The 15,413-nt window shown below is 67.9% G+C and carries 19 protein-coding genes; 8 read left to right on the top strand and 11 right to left on the bottom strand.

Annotation, left to right across the window (positions count from 1 at the left end; all coding sequences use genetic code 11):
* Positions 1-47 precede the first annotated feature (47 nt).
* A complete protein-coding gene (locus tag ACFXN1_RS05410; protein WP_379443486.1) occupies positions 48-875 on the top strand; it encodes an acyl-CoA thioesterase in 828 nt (275 codons plus the stop codon).
* A 73-nt stretch (positions 876-948) separates the two neighbouring features.
* On the opposite strand, the gene ACFXN1_RS05405 is transcribed toward ACFXN1_RS05410, so the two are convergent.
* The 4 genes from ACFXN1_RS05405 to ACFXN1_RS05390 form a co-directional block, all read right to left on the bottom strand.
* A complete protein-coding gene (locus tag ACFXN1_RS05405) occupies positions 949-1,860 on the bottom strand; it encodes a DMT family transporter (RefSeq protein WP_379443487.1) in 912 nt (303 codons plus the stop codon).
* Positions 1,861-2,078: 218 nt separating this feature from the next.
* Positions 2,079-2,855, bottom strand: a complete 777-nt coding sequence (locus tag ACFXN1_RS05400; RefSeq protein ID WP_379443489.1) for a class I SAM-dependent methyltransferase — start codon at positions 2,853-2,855, stop codon at positions 2,079-2,081.
* Positions 2,855-3,064, bottom strand: a complete 210-nt coding sequence (locus tag ACFXN1_RS05395; RefSeq protein WP_379396783.1) for a DUF397 domain-containing protein — start codon at positions 3,062-3,064, stop codon at positions 2,855-2,857. The genes ACFXN1_RS05400 and ACFXN1_RS05395 overlap by 1 nt, the downstream gene beginning before the upstream one ends.
* Positions 3,061-3,936: a helix-turn-helix domain-containing protein gene (locus ACFXN1_RS05390; protein ID WP_379443490.1), complete on the bottom strand. Its 876-nt coding sequence runs from the start codon at positions 3,934-3,936 to the stop codon at positions 3,061-3,063. Before ACFXN1_RS05390 ends, ACFXN1_RS05395 begins: the two co-directional genes overlap by 4 nt.
* Before the next feature lie 316 nt (positions 3,937-4,252).
* Between ACFXN1_RS05390 and ACFXN1_RS05385 the strand changes: the two genes are divergently transcribed.
* Entirely contained in the window at positions 4,253-4,453 is a 201-nt protein-coding gene (locus ACFXN1_RS05385) for a hypothetical protein (RefSeq protein ID WP_379443491.1), read from the top strand.
* 66 nt (positions 4,454-4,519) lie between these two features.
* Positions 4,520-5,020, top strand: coding sequence for an Lrp/AsnC family transcriptional regulator (locus tag ACFXN1_RS05380; RefSeq protein ID WP_379396777.1), 501 nt, complete (start codon positions 4,520-4,522; stop codon positions 5,018-5,020).
* A gap of 58 nt (positions 5,021-5,078) precedes the next feature.
* Here the strand turns inward: ACFXN1_RS05380 and ACFXN1_RS05375 are convergent, their stop codons facing one another.
* The 6 genes from ACFXN1_RS05375 to ACFXN1_RS05350 form a co-directional block, all read right to left on the bottom strand.
* Positions 5,079-5,300 (bottom strand): hypothetical protein, encoded by a 222-nt coding sequence (locus ACFXN1_RS05375; protein WP_379396775.1) that lies wholly within the window; start codon positions 5,298-5,300, stop codon positions 5,079-5,081.
* Positions 5,301-5,353: 53 nt separating this feature from the next.
* Positions 5,354-6,460, bottom strand: coding sequence for an alanine dehydrogenase (ald, locus tag ACFXN1_RS05370; RefSeq protein WP_379443492.1), 1,107 nt, complete (start codon positions 6,458-6,460; stop codon positions 5,354-5,356).
* Positions 6,461-6,646: 186 nt separating this feature from the next.
* Positions 6,647-6,958 carry a DUF3349 domain-containing protein gene (locus tag ACFXN1_RS05365; RefSeq protein WP_379396771.1) on the bottom strand — a complete coding sequence of 104 codons (312 nt, stop codon included), beginning with the start codon at positions 6,956-6,958 and terminating at the stop codon, positions 6,647-6,649.
* A 32-nt stretch (positions 6,959-6,990) separates the two neighbouring features.
* On the bottom strand, positions 6,991-7,293 hold the full coding sequence (locus tag ACFXN1_RS05360) for a DUF3349 domain-containing protein (protein WP_379443493.1): 303 nt from the start codon (positions 7,291-7,293) through the stop codon (positions 6,991-6,993).
* A 3-nt stretch (positions 7,294-7,296) separates the two neighbouring features.
* Positions 7,297-7,590 carry a hypothetical protein gene (locus ACFXN1_RS05355; protein ID WP_379443495.1) on the bottom strand — a complete coding sequence of 98 codons (294 nt, stop codon included), beginning with the start codon at positions 7,588-7,590 and terminating at the stop codon, positions 7,297-7,299.
* An 11-nt stretch (positions 7,591-7,601) separates the two neighbouring features.
* A complete protein-coding gene (locus ACFXN1_RS05350; protein ID WP_379463498.1) occupies positions 7,602-8,786 on the bottom strand; it encodes an anion permease in 1,185 nt (394 codons plus the stop codon).
* Positions 8,787-9,111: 325 nt separating this feature from the next.
* Between ACFXN1_RS05350 and ACFXN1_RS05345 the strand changes: the two genes are divergently transcribed.
* Complete coding sequence (locus ACFXN1_RS05345; protein ID WP_379446646.1) at positions 9,112-10,227, top strand: hypothetical protein; 1,116 nt, start codon at positions 9,112-9,114, stop codon at positions 10,225-10,227.
* 136 nt (positions 10,228-10,363) lie between these two features.
* On the opposite strand, the gene ACFXN1_RS05340 is transcribed toward ACFXN1_RS05345, so the two are convergent.
* Complete coding sequence (locus ACFXN1_RS05340; RefSeq protein ID WP_379463497.1) at positions 10,364-11,494, bottom strand: glycosyltransferase; 1,131 nt, start codon at positions 11,492-11,494, stop codon at positions 10,364-10,366.
* Positions 11,495-11,786: 292 nt separating this feature from the next.
* Between ACFXN1_RS05340 and ACFXN1_RS05335 the strand changes: the two genes are divergently transcribed.
* The 4 genes from ACFXN1_RS05335 (at position 11,787) to ACFXN1_RS05320 (ending at position 15,368) form a co-directional block, all read left to right on the top strand.
* Complete coding sequence (locus ACFXN1_RS05335) at positions 11,787-12,989, top strand: neprosin family prolyl endopeptidase (protein WP_379443531.1); 1,203 nt, start codon at positions 11,787-11,789, stop codon at positions 12,987-12,989.
* Positions 12,982-13,755 carry a hypothetical protein gene (locus ACFXN1_RS05330; protein ID WP_379443530.1) on the top strand — a complete coding sequence of 258 codons (774 nt, stop codon included), beginning with the start codon at positions 12,982-12,984 and terminating at the stop codon, positions 13,753-13,755. The genes ACFXN1_RS05335 and ACFXN1_RS05330 overlap by 8 nt, the downstream gene beginning before the upstream one ends.
* A gap of 36 nt (positions 13,756-13,791) precedes the next feature.
* Positions 13,792-14,274, top strand: coding sequence for a hypothetical protein (locus ACFXN1_RS05325; RefSeq protein ID WP_379443528.1), 483 nt, complete (start codon positions 13,792-13,794; stop codon positions 14,272-14,274).
* A 371-nt stretch (positions 14,275-14,645) separates the two neighbouring features.
* A complete protein-coding gene (locus ACFXN1_RS05320; RefSeq protein ID WP_379443527.1) occupies positions 14,646-15,368 on the top strand; it encodes a FadR/GntR family transcriptional regulator in 723 nt (240 codons plus the stop codon).
* The last annotated feature ends 45 nt before the right edge of the window (positions 15,369-15,413 follow it).

Below are 15,413 nucleotides of genomic sequence, written 5' to 3'. Positions count from 1 at the left end.
ACGCGCTCGCGCGCACGAATCTGCACCTGTCCGAAGGAGAATTCGTCTTGGGGTCGACCACAACCCTCGAGCACCCGTTCGATACCGCCACGGCGCTGACCCCGGATGGGGAGGGCCGCTTTCTCGGCCACACCGCCGCCGAGTACTCGAACATGGTGGGTCCCTTCGGCGGGATCACGGCCGCAACCATGCTGCGGGCCGTTCTCGACGACCCACGCTGCGCGGGTAGTCCACTGTCGCTCACGGTCAACTACGCCGGGCCCATCGCCACGGGAGCGTTCACCATCGACGCCGAGCCCGTGCGGACCAATCGCACCACCCAGCACTGGGTCGTGACCATGCGGCAGGACGACACCGTGGCCACCACCGCGACCGTGGTGTGCGCGCTGCGTCGCTCGACCTGGTCCGACACCGAGATCAGCCCGCCCGCCGCGCCCGCACCGGACTCCCTCGAGGTGGCGGAACTGCCCGAATCTCCTGCGTGGCTGCGGAATTACGAGATGCGGTTCGTGGCGGGCCGCGGCCCGTTCGCCGGGGGCGATGACGGCGCACCGGCCCCGACGTCCACCTCCACCCTGTGGGTTCGGGACACGCCTGCGCGCTCGCTGGACTTTCGGGCCATGGCGGCGATGAGCGATATCTTCTTCCCGCGCGTCATGCTGCGCCTGGGCCGGATGGTCCCCGCGGGCACCGTCTCGCTCACCACCTACTTCCACGCCGATCTCGACCCGCTCGCGGATCCGGGACAGTTCGTTCTCGCGACCGCCCGGGCACAGCACTTCGGCAATGGCTTCTTCGATCAGTCGGCCCACCTGTGGACCGAAGAAGGCACCGCGCTGGCCACGAGTCACCAGCTCGTGTACTTCAAGGACTGACCCCGCCCCACCGTGGGCAGCAGTCGGCGCGCCCCGACTACGGACAACGGAAGTGGTTGGGGAACAGCGGCGTTCACCGCTCGGCCGGGAATGTCAGGACGGCCAGACCGGCACCGAGGACGACCAGGCCGCACCAGGACAGCACGGGTAGGCGTTCGCCGACGACGGTGACGCCGAGCAGAGCGGCGACCGCAGGCTCGGCGAGCGTCAGGGTGGTGGCGGACGCCACGGTGGTGTGGCGCAGTCCGTAACCGAACAGGCGGTAGGCGAGAAAGGTCGTGAAGAACGCGAGGTGCAGGGCGACCGCCAGGCCCCGCGGCGTGGTCAGCCAGATCGGGCCGGAGGTTGCGACCACGGGCAGGACCAGGACGGCGGCGAGACCGAACATGATGCCCATGACCGAGCCGGAGGCGTGGCCGCGGGTAATGAGGGTGCCACCGATCAGGGAGTAGACGGCGTAGGTGAGGCCCGCGCAGGCTGCCAGCAGAATGCCCAGCAGGTCGATCGGGGTCGCATTCCCGAATCGCGGCCCCATAACCAGTACGGCGCAACCGATTACGGCCAGCCCGGTGGCGGCACACCATCTCGCGGACGGTCGTCCCCGGCCGGTGAGCCAGGCCAGCAGGCCCGCGAAGACCGGTGCGCTTCCGAGGGCGATGACCGTGGCCACGGCCACGCCGGTGCGGGCCACGGCCGGATAGAAGGTGACCGGATACCCCGCCACGGCACACGCGCTGAGCAGCAGCAGCCACCGTTCCGACACGGCGGCGCGCATCCGATGCCCGCGGCCGGTGACGAACAGCAGCAGTCCGCCGAGGGCCAAGCCGGCCGAACCGATTGCGGCAGCCGATGTTCCGGCTGGAGCCAGCGTTGCCGCGGTACCGGTGCTGCCCCACAGCACCGACGCGGCGAGGATCGGCGCACTACCGCGCCAAGAGGTCGAAGGGGTCTGTTCAGGGGTCAGCGTGGACGTGCGTTCGGACACTGTCGAGTACTCCGTCGTCGAATTCCGAAGGGGGAAGGAATCGAAACGGGCGCACGACGGATCCGGGCTGCCGTCGGAGGTCAGCCGGAACGCGAAACGAGAGTCTGCCGCTGCGCCCGATCAGGCGGCCGGCGGCGGCGTGACGGAGTGCCAGAACGTACCCATGGGCCGAGACTACCCAACAGCCTCGCGCCCGGTCCGCCCGGTCCGCCCGGTGGTCAGGTGGTGGCGGTTCCGGCGCGTTTCAGAATGATCAGCGGGGTGAGGTAGTGCTCGAGTACGTACCCGCCGAGGGCGTGTGCCGCGCCGGCGGCCTCGTCGACTTCGGCGGCCGTCCAATCGCTGAAGGTGGTGAACAGATCGTGGATCCGGTCGGCGCTCAGTTCGATTGTCCAGGAGAACCGTTCGACATGGGCGGGGACGAAGTGCCCACTGCCGGTCAGGCGGCGCACCCATGCCTCGGTGTCGAAGTCCGCCGGTCTGCGCGACGGGGAATGGTCGCCGCGGCGCGCGACGATCTCGGCTATTCGCTGCCGGAATGGGGTGGTGGCGGCCGACGGGTCGCCGAAGACGTGACGCCACACCGCGAAATGACCGTCAGTGACCAGCGCGCGGTGAATTCTCGGCAGCACCACGTCGAGATCGAACCAGTGGACGGCAGTCGCCGCGACGGCCAGATCGAAGGCGGCGGACGGCAAGGGCGCTGCTTCGGCGCTGTCGATGAGCACGGACGCTGCCGGCCATCGACGGTGCAGTCGGGCGGCGAGGCCCTGCCCCGGCTCGACAGCGGTGACGGCGGCACCGGCCTGCAGCATCGGCCCCGTCGCCAATCCGGTGCCGGCGCCGAGCTCGACCACCTGGACGCCGGACCGTAGTAACCCGAACTCCCGCAACCGTTTCCACAGTGCGGCCGGGTAGTCAGGTCTAGCGCGATCGTAGATCTCTGCCTGGGCATCGAAATGCCACGGACCAGGCCCTCGACCGTCCCCGGACATCAGCCGAGATCGAACTTCCCGGCCCGCACGGCAGCGTTGAACACGGCCCAGTCCGCCGGAGCGAACACGAGCACCGGGCTCGAGTCTCCCAGTTTCGAATCCCGTACTCCGACCCTGCCGCGGCTGAGGTGGGCGGCTTCCAGGCATTCTCCGCCCGAATGGCTGTAGCTGGATTTGAACCAATCGGCTTCGGACAGTTCGATGTTCATTCGCCGCACTCCTTGGCTCTCGACAACATGACCTGCCTGGTTGTGACCGGATCCAATGCTACTCGGCTGATCTCGCCGAACGCATGTCGATACCGCCGCACCTCTGGCTCTCGTTCCAGGTAGAGGTCTCCCACAAAACCTTCGATGTAGACCACCGGCGGCTCGACCATCCCGGTTGCCGGAAGTTTGGGAAACTCTAGTAGGACAAAGGATTCCACCACCGAACCGAGATGACTCGGAGCATCGTGGGGAACATACCGAATCGACACGTTCGGCAGCTGGCTCAGATCGGCCAAGTATCGAAGCTGCTCGGCCAGAACTGCCGGTCCGCCGATCTGACCCCGCAGGGCAGCTTCCGACAAAACGACATCGATCTCGAACCCTTTGTCTTCCAATCGGTTCTTTCGCCTCATGGCCATTTCAACGCGCCTCTCCACCTGCTCTGGTGGCATCGTCGGATGCTCGGTCCATTCGATCGCGCGACGATACGCAGGCGTCTGGAACAGTCCGGGTACGTCCGCCTGTCGCCAGAAGGACACGTGGCGGGCGGAAGCTTCCAACCCGAGGTAGTAATCGAATCGAGGCTTCATCGCATCCTCGTACGCCCGCCACCAATTCTGCTGCGCCGAGGCCATTTCCTGGGCGAGGCCGAGCAATAGGCGGCGCTCGTCGTCGCTGCACTTGTACGCGTCGGCGAGCGCATTGATCCAGACCCGCGACACTTTGGTCTTGAGACCGTCTTCCAGGCGGCCGATGGTCTGTATCGAGGTGTCCACGACCCGCGCCGCGGCGGATCTGGTCAGCTGCGCGCGTTGACGGTATTCGGCCAAGAGTCGACCGAGGGCGCGGGCGGCGAGGGTGGAGCCAGACATTTTCCTAGCCTTTCTATCGAAGGCACTGAAATTTGGAACCCCCCGTAGTGGAAGTCCGGCGCAATAGCCGCGACCGGCCACCCATGGCGGCCCCAAATCTCTTGGCATCGGAGTAAATCTGAGTTCGTGTCCAACCCATCCATCACCGACCATAGCGAATTGCCAACGATGACAATCGAATACGCGCATCTGACCATGCAGACACACCGGAATTGTCCGGTTTCGGTGTGTCCGGTGAAGAACCAGGCCAAGCGTCGGCTCATCGCGTGCGGGGCGCCGGCACCCGCCGACGCTCGACACGTAGGGAGTTGATGTGGTGAATCGACCTGTTACGCACAGCATGCCGGACCACCCGGTGCTGAATCTGGAAGTCGCGCAACGAGCCTTGGCTCAGCACACACAGTGCGGTGAGGAGTGCGAGGCGAAGCGGTACTTCAGTCGACAGGTGCCCTACCTGGAGCGGAGCGGGTACCGGGAGCGCGGCGCCACCAGCTGGAACATCTGGGCCGGTGAGTGACCGCTCGGGACGAATATTCCGTTGATCCGCCCCTCCCGCACGAAGGAAGTTCGATACAGTTCCTCCATGAAGAAGGTTTCTTCAGGATCGAATGTGTCGGGCGGGGCGGTTCCGCTGGATGCCATCGACCGGCTGCTGCTCGACGAGCTGGCCCGCGACGGGCGGATGACCAACAATGCGCTGGCCGCGGCGGCGGGGATCGCACCCTCGACCTGCCTGGGCCGGGTGCGGGCGCTGGTGGAGCACGGGGTGATCCGCGGGTTCCACGCCGATATCGACCCGGCCGCGCTGGGTCGCGATCTGCAGGCCATGATCGCAGTGCGGGTGCATGCGGCGGCGCGCGGCCAGCTGGCCGAATTCGGTGAGCAGATGGCCGCGCTGCCGGAGGTCGAGAACGTGTATTTCATTGCCGGGGCCGACGATTACCTGATCCATGTCGCCACCGCCGACTCCGGCGAGCTGCGCACCTTCGTGCTGGAGCATCTGAGCGCGCATCCCGCCGTCGCGTCCACGGAGACGATCCTCATCTTCGAGCACGTGCGCCCGGGGCATCGCCCCGCGACCTGATCGGCGGCGCGGGGGCTGGTGCCATGTCCGGAAAGGTTGGTTCAGCAGGCGGGAACCCTCACGGTCCGACGAACAGTCGTTCGCACGGCAGGCGCGGCAGCAGCCGACAGTCGTCGAAGGTGTTGCGTATGAATTCGATTGTGAACCAATGCTTTTGCCTCCAATCGTGGATCAAGTTGCGTACCGCCACCGCGGTGACCGTGTAGTCGAAGCCCACGTCGGCCAGCCAGATTCGCACGTGGACATCACCTTCGGGCGGGAACCATCCTTCGATGTTCATGGCCGATCGCCATCCCCGGGCATTACCGCGTCGACCTTTCCGGATGTGTGGCCTCAGGCAGCCAGGGAGTGTGCGGCGTAACCGTGTGCTGCCGCAACCGATTCCGCGAGCAGTTCACCCTTGTGGGTGCTCAGGCCCGCGGCCAGGCCCGAGTCGGCGGCGACAGCGGCGCGCCAGCCCTTGTCGGCCAGAGCGACCGCATAGGGGAGGGTGGCGTTGGTGAGGGCCACCGTCGAGGTGTGCGGCACCGCGCCGGGCATATTGGCCACGCAGTAGAAGATCGAGTCGTGCACCTGGTAGGTGGGCTCGGCGTGCGTGGTGGGGCGGGAGTCGGCGAAGCAGCCGCCCTGGTCGATGGCGATGTCGACCAGCACCGAACCCGGCTTCATCTGGGCGACAAGGTCGTTCGAGACCAGGGTCGGCGCCTTCGCGCCGGGCACCAGCACCGCGCCGATGACCAGGTCGGCCTCGCGCACCAGGTTCTCGACCTCGAGCCGGTTGGACATGACGGTGCGCACCTGGCCGTGGTACAGGTCGTCGATCTCGCGCAGGCGCTGAATGTTCAAGTCGAGCACCGTGACCTCGGCGTGCATGCCGTGCGCGACGGCGATGGCATTGCGCCCGGACACACCCGCACCGATCACCACCACGCGGGCCGGGCGCACACCCGGCACACCGCCCATGAGCACGCCGCGGCCGCCTCCGCTGCGCATCAGGTGATACGCGCCCGCCTGCGGCGCCAGCCGGCCCGCGACCTCGCTCATCGGAGCCAGCAAGGGCAGGGAACCGTCGGGGGCGGTGACGGTTTCGTAGGCGAGGGAGGTGATGCCCGAGGACAGCAGGGCGTCGGTGCACTCCCGGGAGGCGGCCAGGTGCAGGTAGGTGAACAGCACCTGGTCCTCACGCAAGCGCGAATACTCTTCGGCGACGGGCTCTTTCACCTTGAGCACCAGATCGGCGACGCCCCAGACCTCGTCGGCGGTGTCGAGCACCTGCGCACCGGCGAAGCGGTAGGCGTCGTCCTCGAACGTCGAGCCGACACCCGCACCGGCCTCGACGACCACCTCGTGGCCGCGGGCCACCAGCTCGTGCACGCCGGCGGGCGTGCAGGCCACCCGGTACTCGTGGTTCTTGACCTCGCGGGGAATTCCGATCTTCATCCGCACTCCTGACTCTCTCGACTGGGGTTTCGGCGGGATCGCCGCCAGAGAGTCAGTATGAATATTGTGCGATATCAGTACCAGAGTGGTGAATAAGATTCTCCGAATTCGCACTCGACTATCGGAATACTCGAATTCCGCGAGTGCGAGCTGGGTCACACCGAAGCATCTTCGGCGTTTGCGGCGCTACTGCAACGGCTCCGGCCAGCTGTCGTCGATCGGCCAGCCGCCCGCCCGCAAATGGGCGCGGACCCGATCCAGATCGGCGGTGCGCGGCATCTCGTCGGTGAGTTTGGTGATGATCACCCCGACGTCGGCCCGGTCGGCAGGCAGCGCGCCGAGCAGCACCAGCTCGGCGGCCACCTGCCGCACCTCGTCCTCGGACAGCCGCCGGGCCAGCACGGCCAGCAGCGGCAGATAGTCGGTGTCGGGAACACCGTGCGGGTACCCGGCGCGCAGCCAGCCGACAATTCTGGCCAGTAGCTCGGACAACTCCATCGGTGCTCGGTTCTACTCTGCCGGAACGGAATTCACGCCTCGGACGGGTTGCCCAGCGGCCACCCGCCGGCCGCCAGCCGGGCCGCGACCCGGTTCACGTCGTCGGCGCCGGGCTTCTCGTGCGCGAGCTGCGCGATGGCGGTTTCGATGGCGGCCCGGTCCAGCACGCCGCCGGAGACGAGCAATCCCTCGATGACCTCGTCGACTTCGCGGTCGGTGAGCTTGCGGTGCAGCACCGCGAACAGGGCCACGTAGTCCTCACGCGGGACGCCGTGCGGGTAGCCCGCGCGCAGCCAGGCCAGGACGGTGGCGAGGATCGAACGATTGGTCGTCATGGCTCACTTCTTCGGGGGTTTCGCGCCGAACAACTGAATGTCGAAGGTGTGGCTGATGAAATCCTTGGCGATATAGAGGATTCCGGCGGCGACCACGATCAGGGCGGCCGCGAAACAGAGGTAGGCGATGGCGGTGACGACCACGTTGCGGTTGGCGGTGGCCGGGCCGTCGGCGGCCGGTTCCAGGGCCGAGAGCCGGACGCCGATCCCGAAGATCACCGGCACCCCGACCCCGAGCACCAGCGCGATCAGCGTGACCTCGCCCAGGGACTTGGCGATGGCGTCGAAGGTGTGCATGCTCGCTCTCCTCAGGCCGCGGCGGTCTCGCGCGGCGGGGCCGACGGGGTGCGGCCGTCCGCCCAGTCGTCGTTGACGTTGCTGGTGTCGATCGGATTGCGGCGCGAGCGCAGGTACATGTAGACCGACAGGGCGATCAGCACGGCCAGCACGATCAGCACACCGAGCAGGCCACCGCCGAGATCGGCGACCCACCAGCAGGCCGCGCCGACCAGACCGGCCAGCGGCAGGGTCAGCACCCAGGCCACGGCCATGCGGCCCATGACACCCCAGCGCACCTCCGCGCCCGGCCTGCCCAGGCCCGTGCCCAGGATGGATCCGGTCGCGGTCTGGGTGGTCGAGAGCGGCAGGCCGAACTGGGCCGAGGTGAGAATGATGGCCGCCGAGGAGGTTTCGGCCGCGAAACCCTGCGGCGAATCGATCTCCACCAAGCCCTTGCCCAGGGTGCGGATGATGCGCCAGCCGCCCAGATAGGTACCCGCGGCGATCGCCAGGGCGCAACACACCTTCACCCACAGCGGAATGTCGTCGGCATTGGTGTAGGTGCCGCGGGCGACCAGGGCCATGAAGATGACGCCCATGGTCTTCTGGGCGTCATTGGTGCCGTGGGCCAGCGAGACCAGGGACGCGGAACCGATTTGGCCCCAGCGGAATGCGGTGCTCACCCGGTCCTTGCGGGAGTGGCGGGTCAGCCAGTAGACCGCGTAGGTGCCCAGTCCGGCCACCAGTGCGGCGACGAAGGGGGCCAGCAGGGCCGGAAGGATGATCTTGTTGATCAGGCCGGTCTTCTGATCCCCGGTCCAGATCACCCCGCTCGCGCCCAGCGCGGCGACCGCGGCCCCGATCAGGCCACCGAAGAGGGCATGGGAGGAACTCGACGGAATTCCGACCAGCCAGGTGAACAGATTCCACAGAATTCCGCCGACCAGGCCCGCGAAAACTATGTGCAGCAAGGCCATACCGTGGATACCGCCGATATTCAGCAGCCCACCCGAGACCGTCTTGGCGACCTCCACCGACAGAAACGCTCCGACCAGGTTGAGCACGGCCGAAAGGGCCACTGCCACCCGGGGAGCGAGCGCGCCGGTTGCGATGGAGGTCGCCATCGCATTCGCCGTGTCGTGAAACCCGTTGGTGAAATCGAACGCCAACGCGGTAACCACCACGATCAAGAGAACCAGTAGCTCAGCGCTCACAACTCCAGTGTCACAACGGAATACCGCGCGCATCATGGCTACACGCCGGTGTTCACTCGAAATTCAATCGGATAACCCCGGGACCGTCGCCCGGGGTTGTCCGGCCTCTCACATGCCCTGGCAGCAGCCGGGCATGAGCGTGCACATCCAGTTGCACAGCATCTGCAGCGGGTTCATTCCCGATCACCTCCTCCCGCAGGATTCGGAGTCGCGCGGGGGCCGGAGGTGGGCGGACTACGCCGTCAGTGAAATGAGCGCGCAGCGGCGGTGTTTCGCGGTGAGAATGAGGCGGGCCGCTGGGGCCCCGAGGTTCGGGAGGGTGTTGATGGACGAGGTGCTGCTCACGCCGCCGGATGCCGCCGAGGTGCGGTTCCTGGCGCGGGGTGTGGTCAGTGCGGCGGCAGGAGAGGCGGGGTTGACGCCGCTGCAGGAGTTGCTGGTTCCGGCCTTGTTCCTGTCGATGACCGGGCATCCGGTGGAACTGGCCGAGGTGCGCCCGATCGGGGCGGCGGAGTTCGCGGACGGCATGGCGCGGCGCAATCGGGTGTTCCGGGAACGGATCGTGCAGACCATGCTGCTCGCGGCGCTGGTGGTGCGGCCGCTGCCCGCGGAAGTGGGAAACCGGCTGCGGGAGTTCGCCGATGCGCTGGGCGTCGACGACGACATGATCGCTGTTGCGCAGCGCTACGCCGAGGGCGCGGTGGATCTGGCCGCGGTCGACTTCACCCGCAATGGCTATCTGGGCAATACGAATACGCTGCGGCTGGACGCGCTGCACACCGAGGGCCTGGACAGCTCGTGGAGCGCGGTCACCGACGATCCGGTGCTGGCCGGGCGCTGGGCCGAACTGTGGGACCTGCCCGTCGGCACGCTGGGACGCGGTGTCGCCGACTTCTACCGTGACCGGGGCTTCGTCACCCCGGGTCTGCCCGGTTCCGCGCCGCCGCTGCTGGCCCAGCACGACTGGGTGCACGTGCTCGCCGGGTACGGGACCACCCTCGAGAACGAGATCGAGGTCTTCGCCTTCATGGCCCGCGCCAATGACGACCCGCGCGCGTTCAGCCTGCTGGCCATGGTGATTTCGCTGTTCGAGACCGGGTACCTGCGCGCGGGCGCGGGACTGTTCGAGGCCGACGAGGGCCACCTCAGCACCCGGGGCATGGCCGATCGGCTCGGCGATGCCATGCGGCGCGGCGCGCTCACCCAGGGCAGCCACGACTTCCTCGACCTGGACTGGTTCTCGCTGGCCGACCGCCCGATCACGGTGGTGCGCAACGAGATCGGCCTGGTTCCCAAGGCCGGGTCGGCGCTCGCGGCGGGCTCGGCCGGACCGTGGCAGCCCGGCGGGATCACGCCGTACCAGCTGAACTCCTCGAAAAATGCCGCGGAGGCGTCGGGCCGGCCCTACGTGCCCTGGCAGCCCGACCCGTCGCGCGACTGACCGGCTTCAGCGAAAGTCAGGTCTGAGAGTCAGGTTTGCTGTACGAGGGTCGTCCCCGGTAGCCCGGGTGAGAGGTGCGAGCGCCTTGCGCACTGCTCACCCGGCATGCTGATCCGTCGCTCCCCGAGGCGAGCGGTCAGCCCTGCCCGAGCAGGCCGAGCATGCCGGAAACGGCTGCGGGCCAGGTGAATTCCTCGGCGCGGCTGCGGGCGGCCCGGCGGCGTTCGGCGGCGGGGCGGGACAGCACGTCGGTGACGGCTTCGGCGAAGGCCCGGGGGTGGTCTGCGGCCACCGCGCCGGCTTCGGCGGTGATGATGTCGGCCAGCGCCGAGGAGCGGCTGACCACGACCGGGGTGCCGGCGGCGAGGGCTTCGAGTGCGGCCAGGCCGAAGGTTTCGTGCGGGCCGGGGGCCAGCGAGACGTCGGCGGTGGCCAGCAGGGTGGCCAAAGCGGTTCTGTCGTCGATGAATCCGGCGAAGTGGACGGTGGGGCGGCCGTCCGGGAGCGGTGGGATGGTGCGGGCGCGGCGCTCGAGGGCGTCGCGGCGGGGGCCGTCGCCCGCGACGACCAGACGGGCGTCGAGGCCGCGGCGACGCAGTGCGCTCACCGCGGCGATGCTGCGGTCGACCCGTTTCTCGACCGAGAGGCGGCCGCAATGCACCAGCAACGGGTAGTCGTCGGCGCCGAGATCGGTGCGCAGGCGATGGTCGTGGCGGTCCGGCCGGAACATGTCCAGATCGACGCCTAGCGGGACGAGTTCGACGTTCTCGACGTCGATGCGGTGGAACTCCTCGCGCGCGAACTGGGTGGTGCAGACGACGACGTCGTAGTCCTCGGCGGTGCGGCGGTTGGCGGCGTCGGCGGCCCGGCGGGCGATCGGACCGGGCAAAATCTGGCCCAGCAACCGGTCGAGACGTTCATGGGAGATCATCACGCCCGCGATGTCGCGGCGGCGCGCCCACCGGCCGAAGCCACGCAGTGTCAACCGGTCCGACACCTCCAGCACATCGGGCCGCAGCCCGGCCAGGGTGTCGGCGACCCGGCGCGGGTCCGCGGCCCGGTAACCGCCGGTCCACGGGATCTGCGGGGCGGGCACAGTGATCCGCAGTACCCCGGTCGGCAGCATCTCCTCGGCCCGCTTCGGCCCCGGCACGACCAGCACCACCTCGTGCCCGGCGGCGGCATATCCCTCACCCAGGTGATGCAACGCGGTGCGCAACCCACCCGACCGCGGACCATAGAAGTTCGCCAGCTGAACGATGCGCACGTGGCCGATCGTGCAGGGCAACGGGTTACCGTCGGCACCCCTGGCGCCAACACCACATGAACACCCGCGAAAGACCCAGCGAACCCGGCGTAGTCGGCACCCCGCACCCGCCCACCCGAACGACCCAGACCACCAAGATCGGGAAGCCTGGCCTGAGGTAGGCACAGTTCCCGGCGTCCGTCCCGTTTCCCGGTGGCGATCGCAATCGGCGAAAACCTTGGCTCGATTTGATCGTTTCCGCAGGTCCGGTATGCGGCTGTAGTGGAGGGCACCCGATTCCACTGGAGTAGACATGAACAACGAGACAGATTCGAACAAGGACGCCAAGGCGATCGCCGCTCGGCATGTGGCACCGCATCCCGCGGCCGTGGCGACAACCACCACTGCAGGCGGGCGGCTCATCGACTGGGTACCGATCGAATCCCAGGTTCCCGGCGGACAGGTCGCGACACCGCCGCCCGCCCCCGAAGATTCCGGTTCGCGGCAAGCGACCGCCCCGTCTCCCGGCGAACTCGGCGCGGTCGCGTTCGAGTTGCAGGACCCGAACGCCGAACGCGGGCCCGAGGGCACCGTGCCGATCCTGCGGGACCTGGCCGTCCACGCTCGTCGCGTCGCCCGGCGCGGCGCCGACAAGAAGGGGATCGACCGTCGCGGCGCCGGGCAGGATGCCGGTGCCGCCGACCCGAATCCGTTCGGTTACTACCACGCCACCAGCGGCCAGTCGGGCACGTTCTACGGTTGCCAGTCCTACCTCGCGGTATACGACCCGTCGGTCGAAAACGGCAGTGATCACTCGATCAATCAATTCGGATTGCAGAATTACGACAATCCGCAGCCGCAGTCGCTCGAGGCGGGCTGGACTGTCGACCAGGGCCTCAACGGCGACGCCAACCCACACATCTTCACCTACTACACCACCAACGGCTACACCAAGGACGGCGACAACCTCGGCGGCTACAACGAGACCGTGCAAGGCTGGATCCAATACGACGCCACCGCCCACCCGGGCGCGGCGATCAACGGCGTCAGCGTCATCGGCGGCCCGCAACTCGGCGTGAGCATGAAATTCCGGCTGTGGCAGGGCAATTGGTGGTTCCAGGTGCAAGGCGTCTGGCTCGGCTACTATCCGGCTTCGCTGTTCGGGACCGCCGCCCTGGCCGACCACGCCGGTTGGGCCGGGTTCTGGGGTGAGGTGTATTCCGCGCTGGCCGACCCCACCCAGACCACGACGCAGATGGGCAGCGGCGAATTCGCCGAGGCCGGTTGGCCGAATGCCTGCTTCCAGCACGGCATTCAGGTCCAAACCGTCAGCGACGGCACCATGTCCGACCTCAATGGCAGTGCCTCCCAAGAGGATTCCACCTACTACGACATCGCCCAGACCATGCAGAGCGGCGCCGACTGGGGCAGCTACTTCTTCGCAGGCGGCCCGGGCAACGGCGTCGCACCGGCTTTCACGCGACTCGTCACCGAAAAGGCAGAAGCACATGTCTGACCACCGCCTCCCCGGCAAACGCGGCCGGCTCCCGGCACTGGCGCCCGCCGACCGGTTCCCGCTGAAATATCTGCATGACTACACCCGGTCGGGCCAACCGTTGCCCGCACCCCAATACCCGGTCGATGTCAGTCAAGGCATCACCGACTGGGGCATGCTCGGCAACGGACCCGACCCGGCCTGCAACAGTCACCCGAACGGGGTCGGCGACTGTACCTTCGCCGGCCGCCAGCACTACCGGATGGCCAAGGCGGCCCGCGGCCAGGAAAGCGAAAGCTGGGAAAGCTCCAACGATCTCGTCGCGGAATATCTGAAATACGACCATGGGGTGGACAACGGAGCCAACATCGCCCATCTGCTGCTCGCGTGGTACCGGGCCGACAAGATCCTCGCTTTCGCCCCCGTCGACCACACCGACCCGACTGCCGTCGACGCCGCTATGGCCGCCTTCACCGGCACCTACTGCGGGGTCTCCCTCACCGACGATGCCGACCAGCTGTTCAGCCGACGCCGGCCGTGGACCGTCGCCAACGGTGAACAGCCCGACCCGCGCGAAGGCCACTGCATCCTCAAGGTGGCCGCTGACGGCAACGGCACCGACACCTGGGTCACCTGGGGCGCGCGGCAGCAGTCCACCACTGCATGGACGGCGGCCTGCCTGGACGAGGCCTGGGTCGTGATCACCCAGGAGGACACCAACACGCACCTCATCGACATCGCCGCCCTCCGCGCCGATATCAACACCCTCAACGGAACCGGTGGCTGACACCGAGCCGGGCGGACCTGCCCTCGGGAGAACACCATGCCCAAACTTTCCGAACTCAGCGCGACCACGGTCGGCGCGACGGTTCTCGTGACCTCAGTCATCGTCGTCGCGGCTGCTGCCCCACTGTGGGACTACTTCTTCAGCAAGAGGGATGCCCCGCTCGCGGGCGGCGCCGGCGTGATAGCGGCGGCGACCTTTTTCGGGGTCTGGCTCATACAACGCAAGCACGCACAGGGGCGGGCGAACCGGAACTCGATGCGTGATGCCATCGCCGCCGGATTCGTCGTAACCTATCTGGTTCTCGTCGCCTGGACGGCCTTCTTGAATCTCATCGGTCGAGGCGGGAATGGCCTGGATCCGTTGACTGCGAACTTCACCGTGCTCACCGGCGTTGTCGTCGGCGGGTACTTCACGGCAGACGCCGCCAAGCAAATCGCCCAGATCAAGGCGGGGGCCGGCAACACACCAACCGACGACAAGGCCGAAGTCCATACCGCCGGACACATGCGCAGCGCCTGATCCCCGAGGGCGGCGACGACTTCGCGCTGCAGTTCGGGGTTCCGGACTGGTGAGGTCGCGTATTCGACTATCGCGGGCCCGTGACGTCTGTTGCTGGCACTACAGGGACCGGATCCCCTGGTCATCCTGCCGATTCGGGTCCAGAAATGTGTCGAAAACCCTTGGCGCACTTCGGTCGCCGGTGCAGCCAGCAGGCTGATGGCGTCGCAGGCTCTTCAGCGACAGGCTGCGTCGGACTGGGGTCCATCAGAGGGTCCTGTGCGATTGCTGTCAGGACCTCACCGCCGCTGCGGGCGGTTCGGGTGTGGGGTAGCGGGCGGTGACTGGTCTGGCCGCTTGACCTGTCGAGTGGGCGCATTTAGCGTTCGGGGATGGCGTTCAAGCGGATCGATCGGCGGACGGTGCCGGACACTGTATTCGAGCAGCTCGTGGGCGAGGTGCTGGATGGAGAGTTGGCGCCGGGGACGGCCTTGCCGGCCGAGCGGGCCCTGGCGGAGACGCTGGGGGTGTCGCGGCCGACGGTGCGGGAGGCGCTGCAGCGGTTGGCGCACACGGGGCTGGTCGAGGTGCGGCAGGGTGGGTCGACGACGGTACAGGACTTTCGGCGGCACGCGGGGCTGGAGATGTTGCCGCGGTTGCTGATCCGGCAGGGGGAGCTGGACCACGCGGTGGTGCGGTCGATCCTGGAGACGCGGCGGGTGCTCGGGCGGGAGGTAGCGGGGCTGGCCGCCGAGCGCGCCGGAGCCGGGCTGGCCGAGGCGCTACACGCGGCGGTGGAAGCGCTTGCGGCGGAACGCAATCCGGTGACACAGCAGATGTCGGCGGTCACCTTCTGGGATCACCTGGTGGATGGTGCGGATTCGATCGTGTACCGGCTGCTCTACAACGATCTGCGCGCGGTGTACGAACCCGCGGTGGAGGCGCTGGCGGGGGTGATGGCGGGTGAGGTGGGCAGCATCGATCGCTACCGCGGGCTGGCCGAGGCGGTCATCGCGGGCGACGCCCAGGAGGCGCGAGCGGCGGCGGATGCCCTCCTGGCGATCGCGGCGGAGTCGTTCGACGCATTTCTGCGGCAGGCTCGACCCGGCGTGTAGGAAGCCCGCTCGCACCGGCCGGGCCCGCGCGTAGGAACCCACCGC

It is taken from the genome of Nocardia sp. NPDC059154 (assembly GCF_042755705.1).
Taxonomy (GTDB): Bacteria; Actinomycetota; Actinomycetes; order Mycobacteriales; family Mycobacteriaceae; genus Nocardia.
Note: the sequence above shows the minus strand (reverse complement) of the source record. Positions and strands in the feature narration are given on the sequence as shown.

Excerpts from the sequence above, each read along its gene's own strand:
- ACFXN1_RS05330 (WP_379443530.1), top strand. The coding sequence starts at position 12,982 with ATGTCTGACCACCGCCTCCCCGGCAAACGCGGCCGGCTCCCGGCACTG.
- ACFXN1_RS05380 (WP_379396777.1), top strand. The coding sequence starts at position 4,520 with ATGAAGAAGGTTTCTTCAGGATCGAATGTGTCGGGCGGGGCGGTTCCG.
- ACFXN1_RS05395 (WP_379396783.1), bottom strand. The coding sequence starts at position 3,064 with ATGAACATCGAACTGTCCGAAGCCGATTGGTTCAAATCCAGCTACAGC.
- ACFXN1_RS05390 (WP_379443490.1), bottom strand. The coding sequence starts at position 3,936 with ATGTCTGGCTCCACCCTCGCCGCCCGCGCCCTCGGTCGACTCTTGGCC.
- ACFXN1_RS05325 (WP_379443528.1), top strand. The coding sequence starts at position 13,792 with ATGCCCAAACTTTCCGAACTCAGCGCGACCACGGTCGGCGCGACGGTT.
- ACFXN1_RS05365 (WP_379396771.1), bottom strand. The coding sequence starts at position 6,958 with ATGGAGTTGTCCGAGCTACTGGCCAGAATTGTCGGCTGGCTGCGCGCC.
- ACFXN1_RS05360 (WP_379443493.1), bottom strand. The coding sequence starts at position 7,293 with ATGACGACCAATCGTTCGATCCTCGCCACCGTCCTGGCCTGGCTGCGC.
- ACFXN1_RS05320 (WP_379443527.1), top strand. The coding sequence starts at position 14,646 with ATGGCGTTCAAGCGGATCGATCGGCGGACGGTGCCGGACACTGTATTC.
- ACFXN1_RS05355 (WP_379443495.1), bottom strand. The coding sequence starts at position 7,590 with ATGCACACCTTCGACGCCATCGCCAAGTCCCTGGGCGAGGTCACGCTG.
- ACFXN1_RS05345 (WP_379446646.1), top strand. The coding sequence starts at position 9,112 with ATGGACGAGGTGCTGCTCACGCCGCCGGATGCCGCCGAGGTGCGGTTC.
- ACFXN1_RS05400 (WP_379443489.1), bottom strand. The coding sequence starts at position 2,855 with ATGTCCGGGGACGGTCGAGGGCCTGGTCCGTGGCATTTCGATGCCCAG.
- ACFXN1_RS05335 (WP_379443531.1), top strand. The coding sequence starts at position 11,787 with ATGAACAACGAGACAGATTCGAACAAGGACGCCAAGGCGATCGCCGCT.
- ACFXN1_RS05375 (WP_379396775.1), bottom strand. The coding sequence starts at position 5,300 with ATGAACATCGAAGGATGGTTCCCGCCCGAAGGTGATGTCCACGTGCGA.
- ald (WP_379443492.1), bottom strand. The coding sequence starts at position 6,460 with ATGAAGATCGGAATTCCCCGCGAGGTCAAGAACCACGAGTACCGGGTG.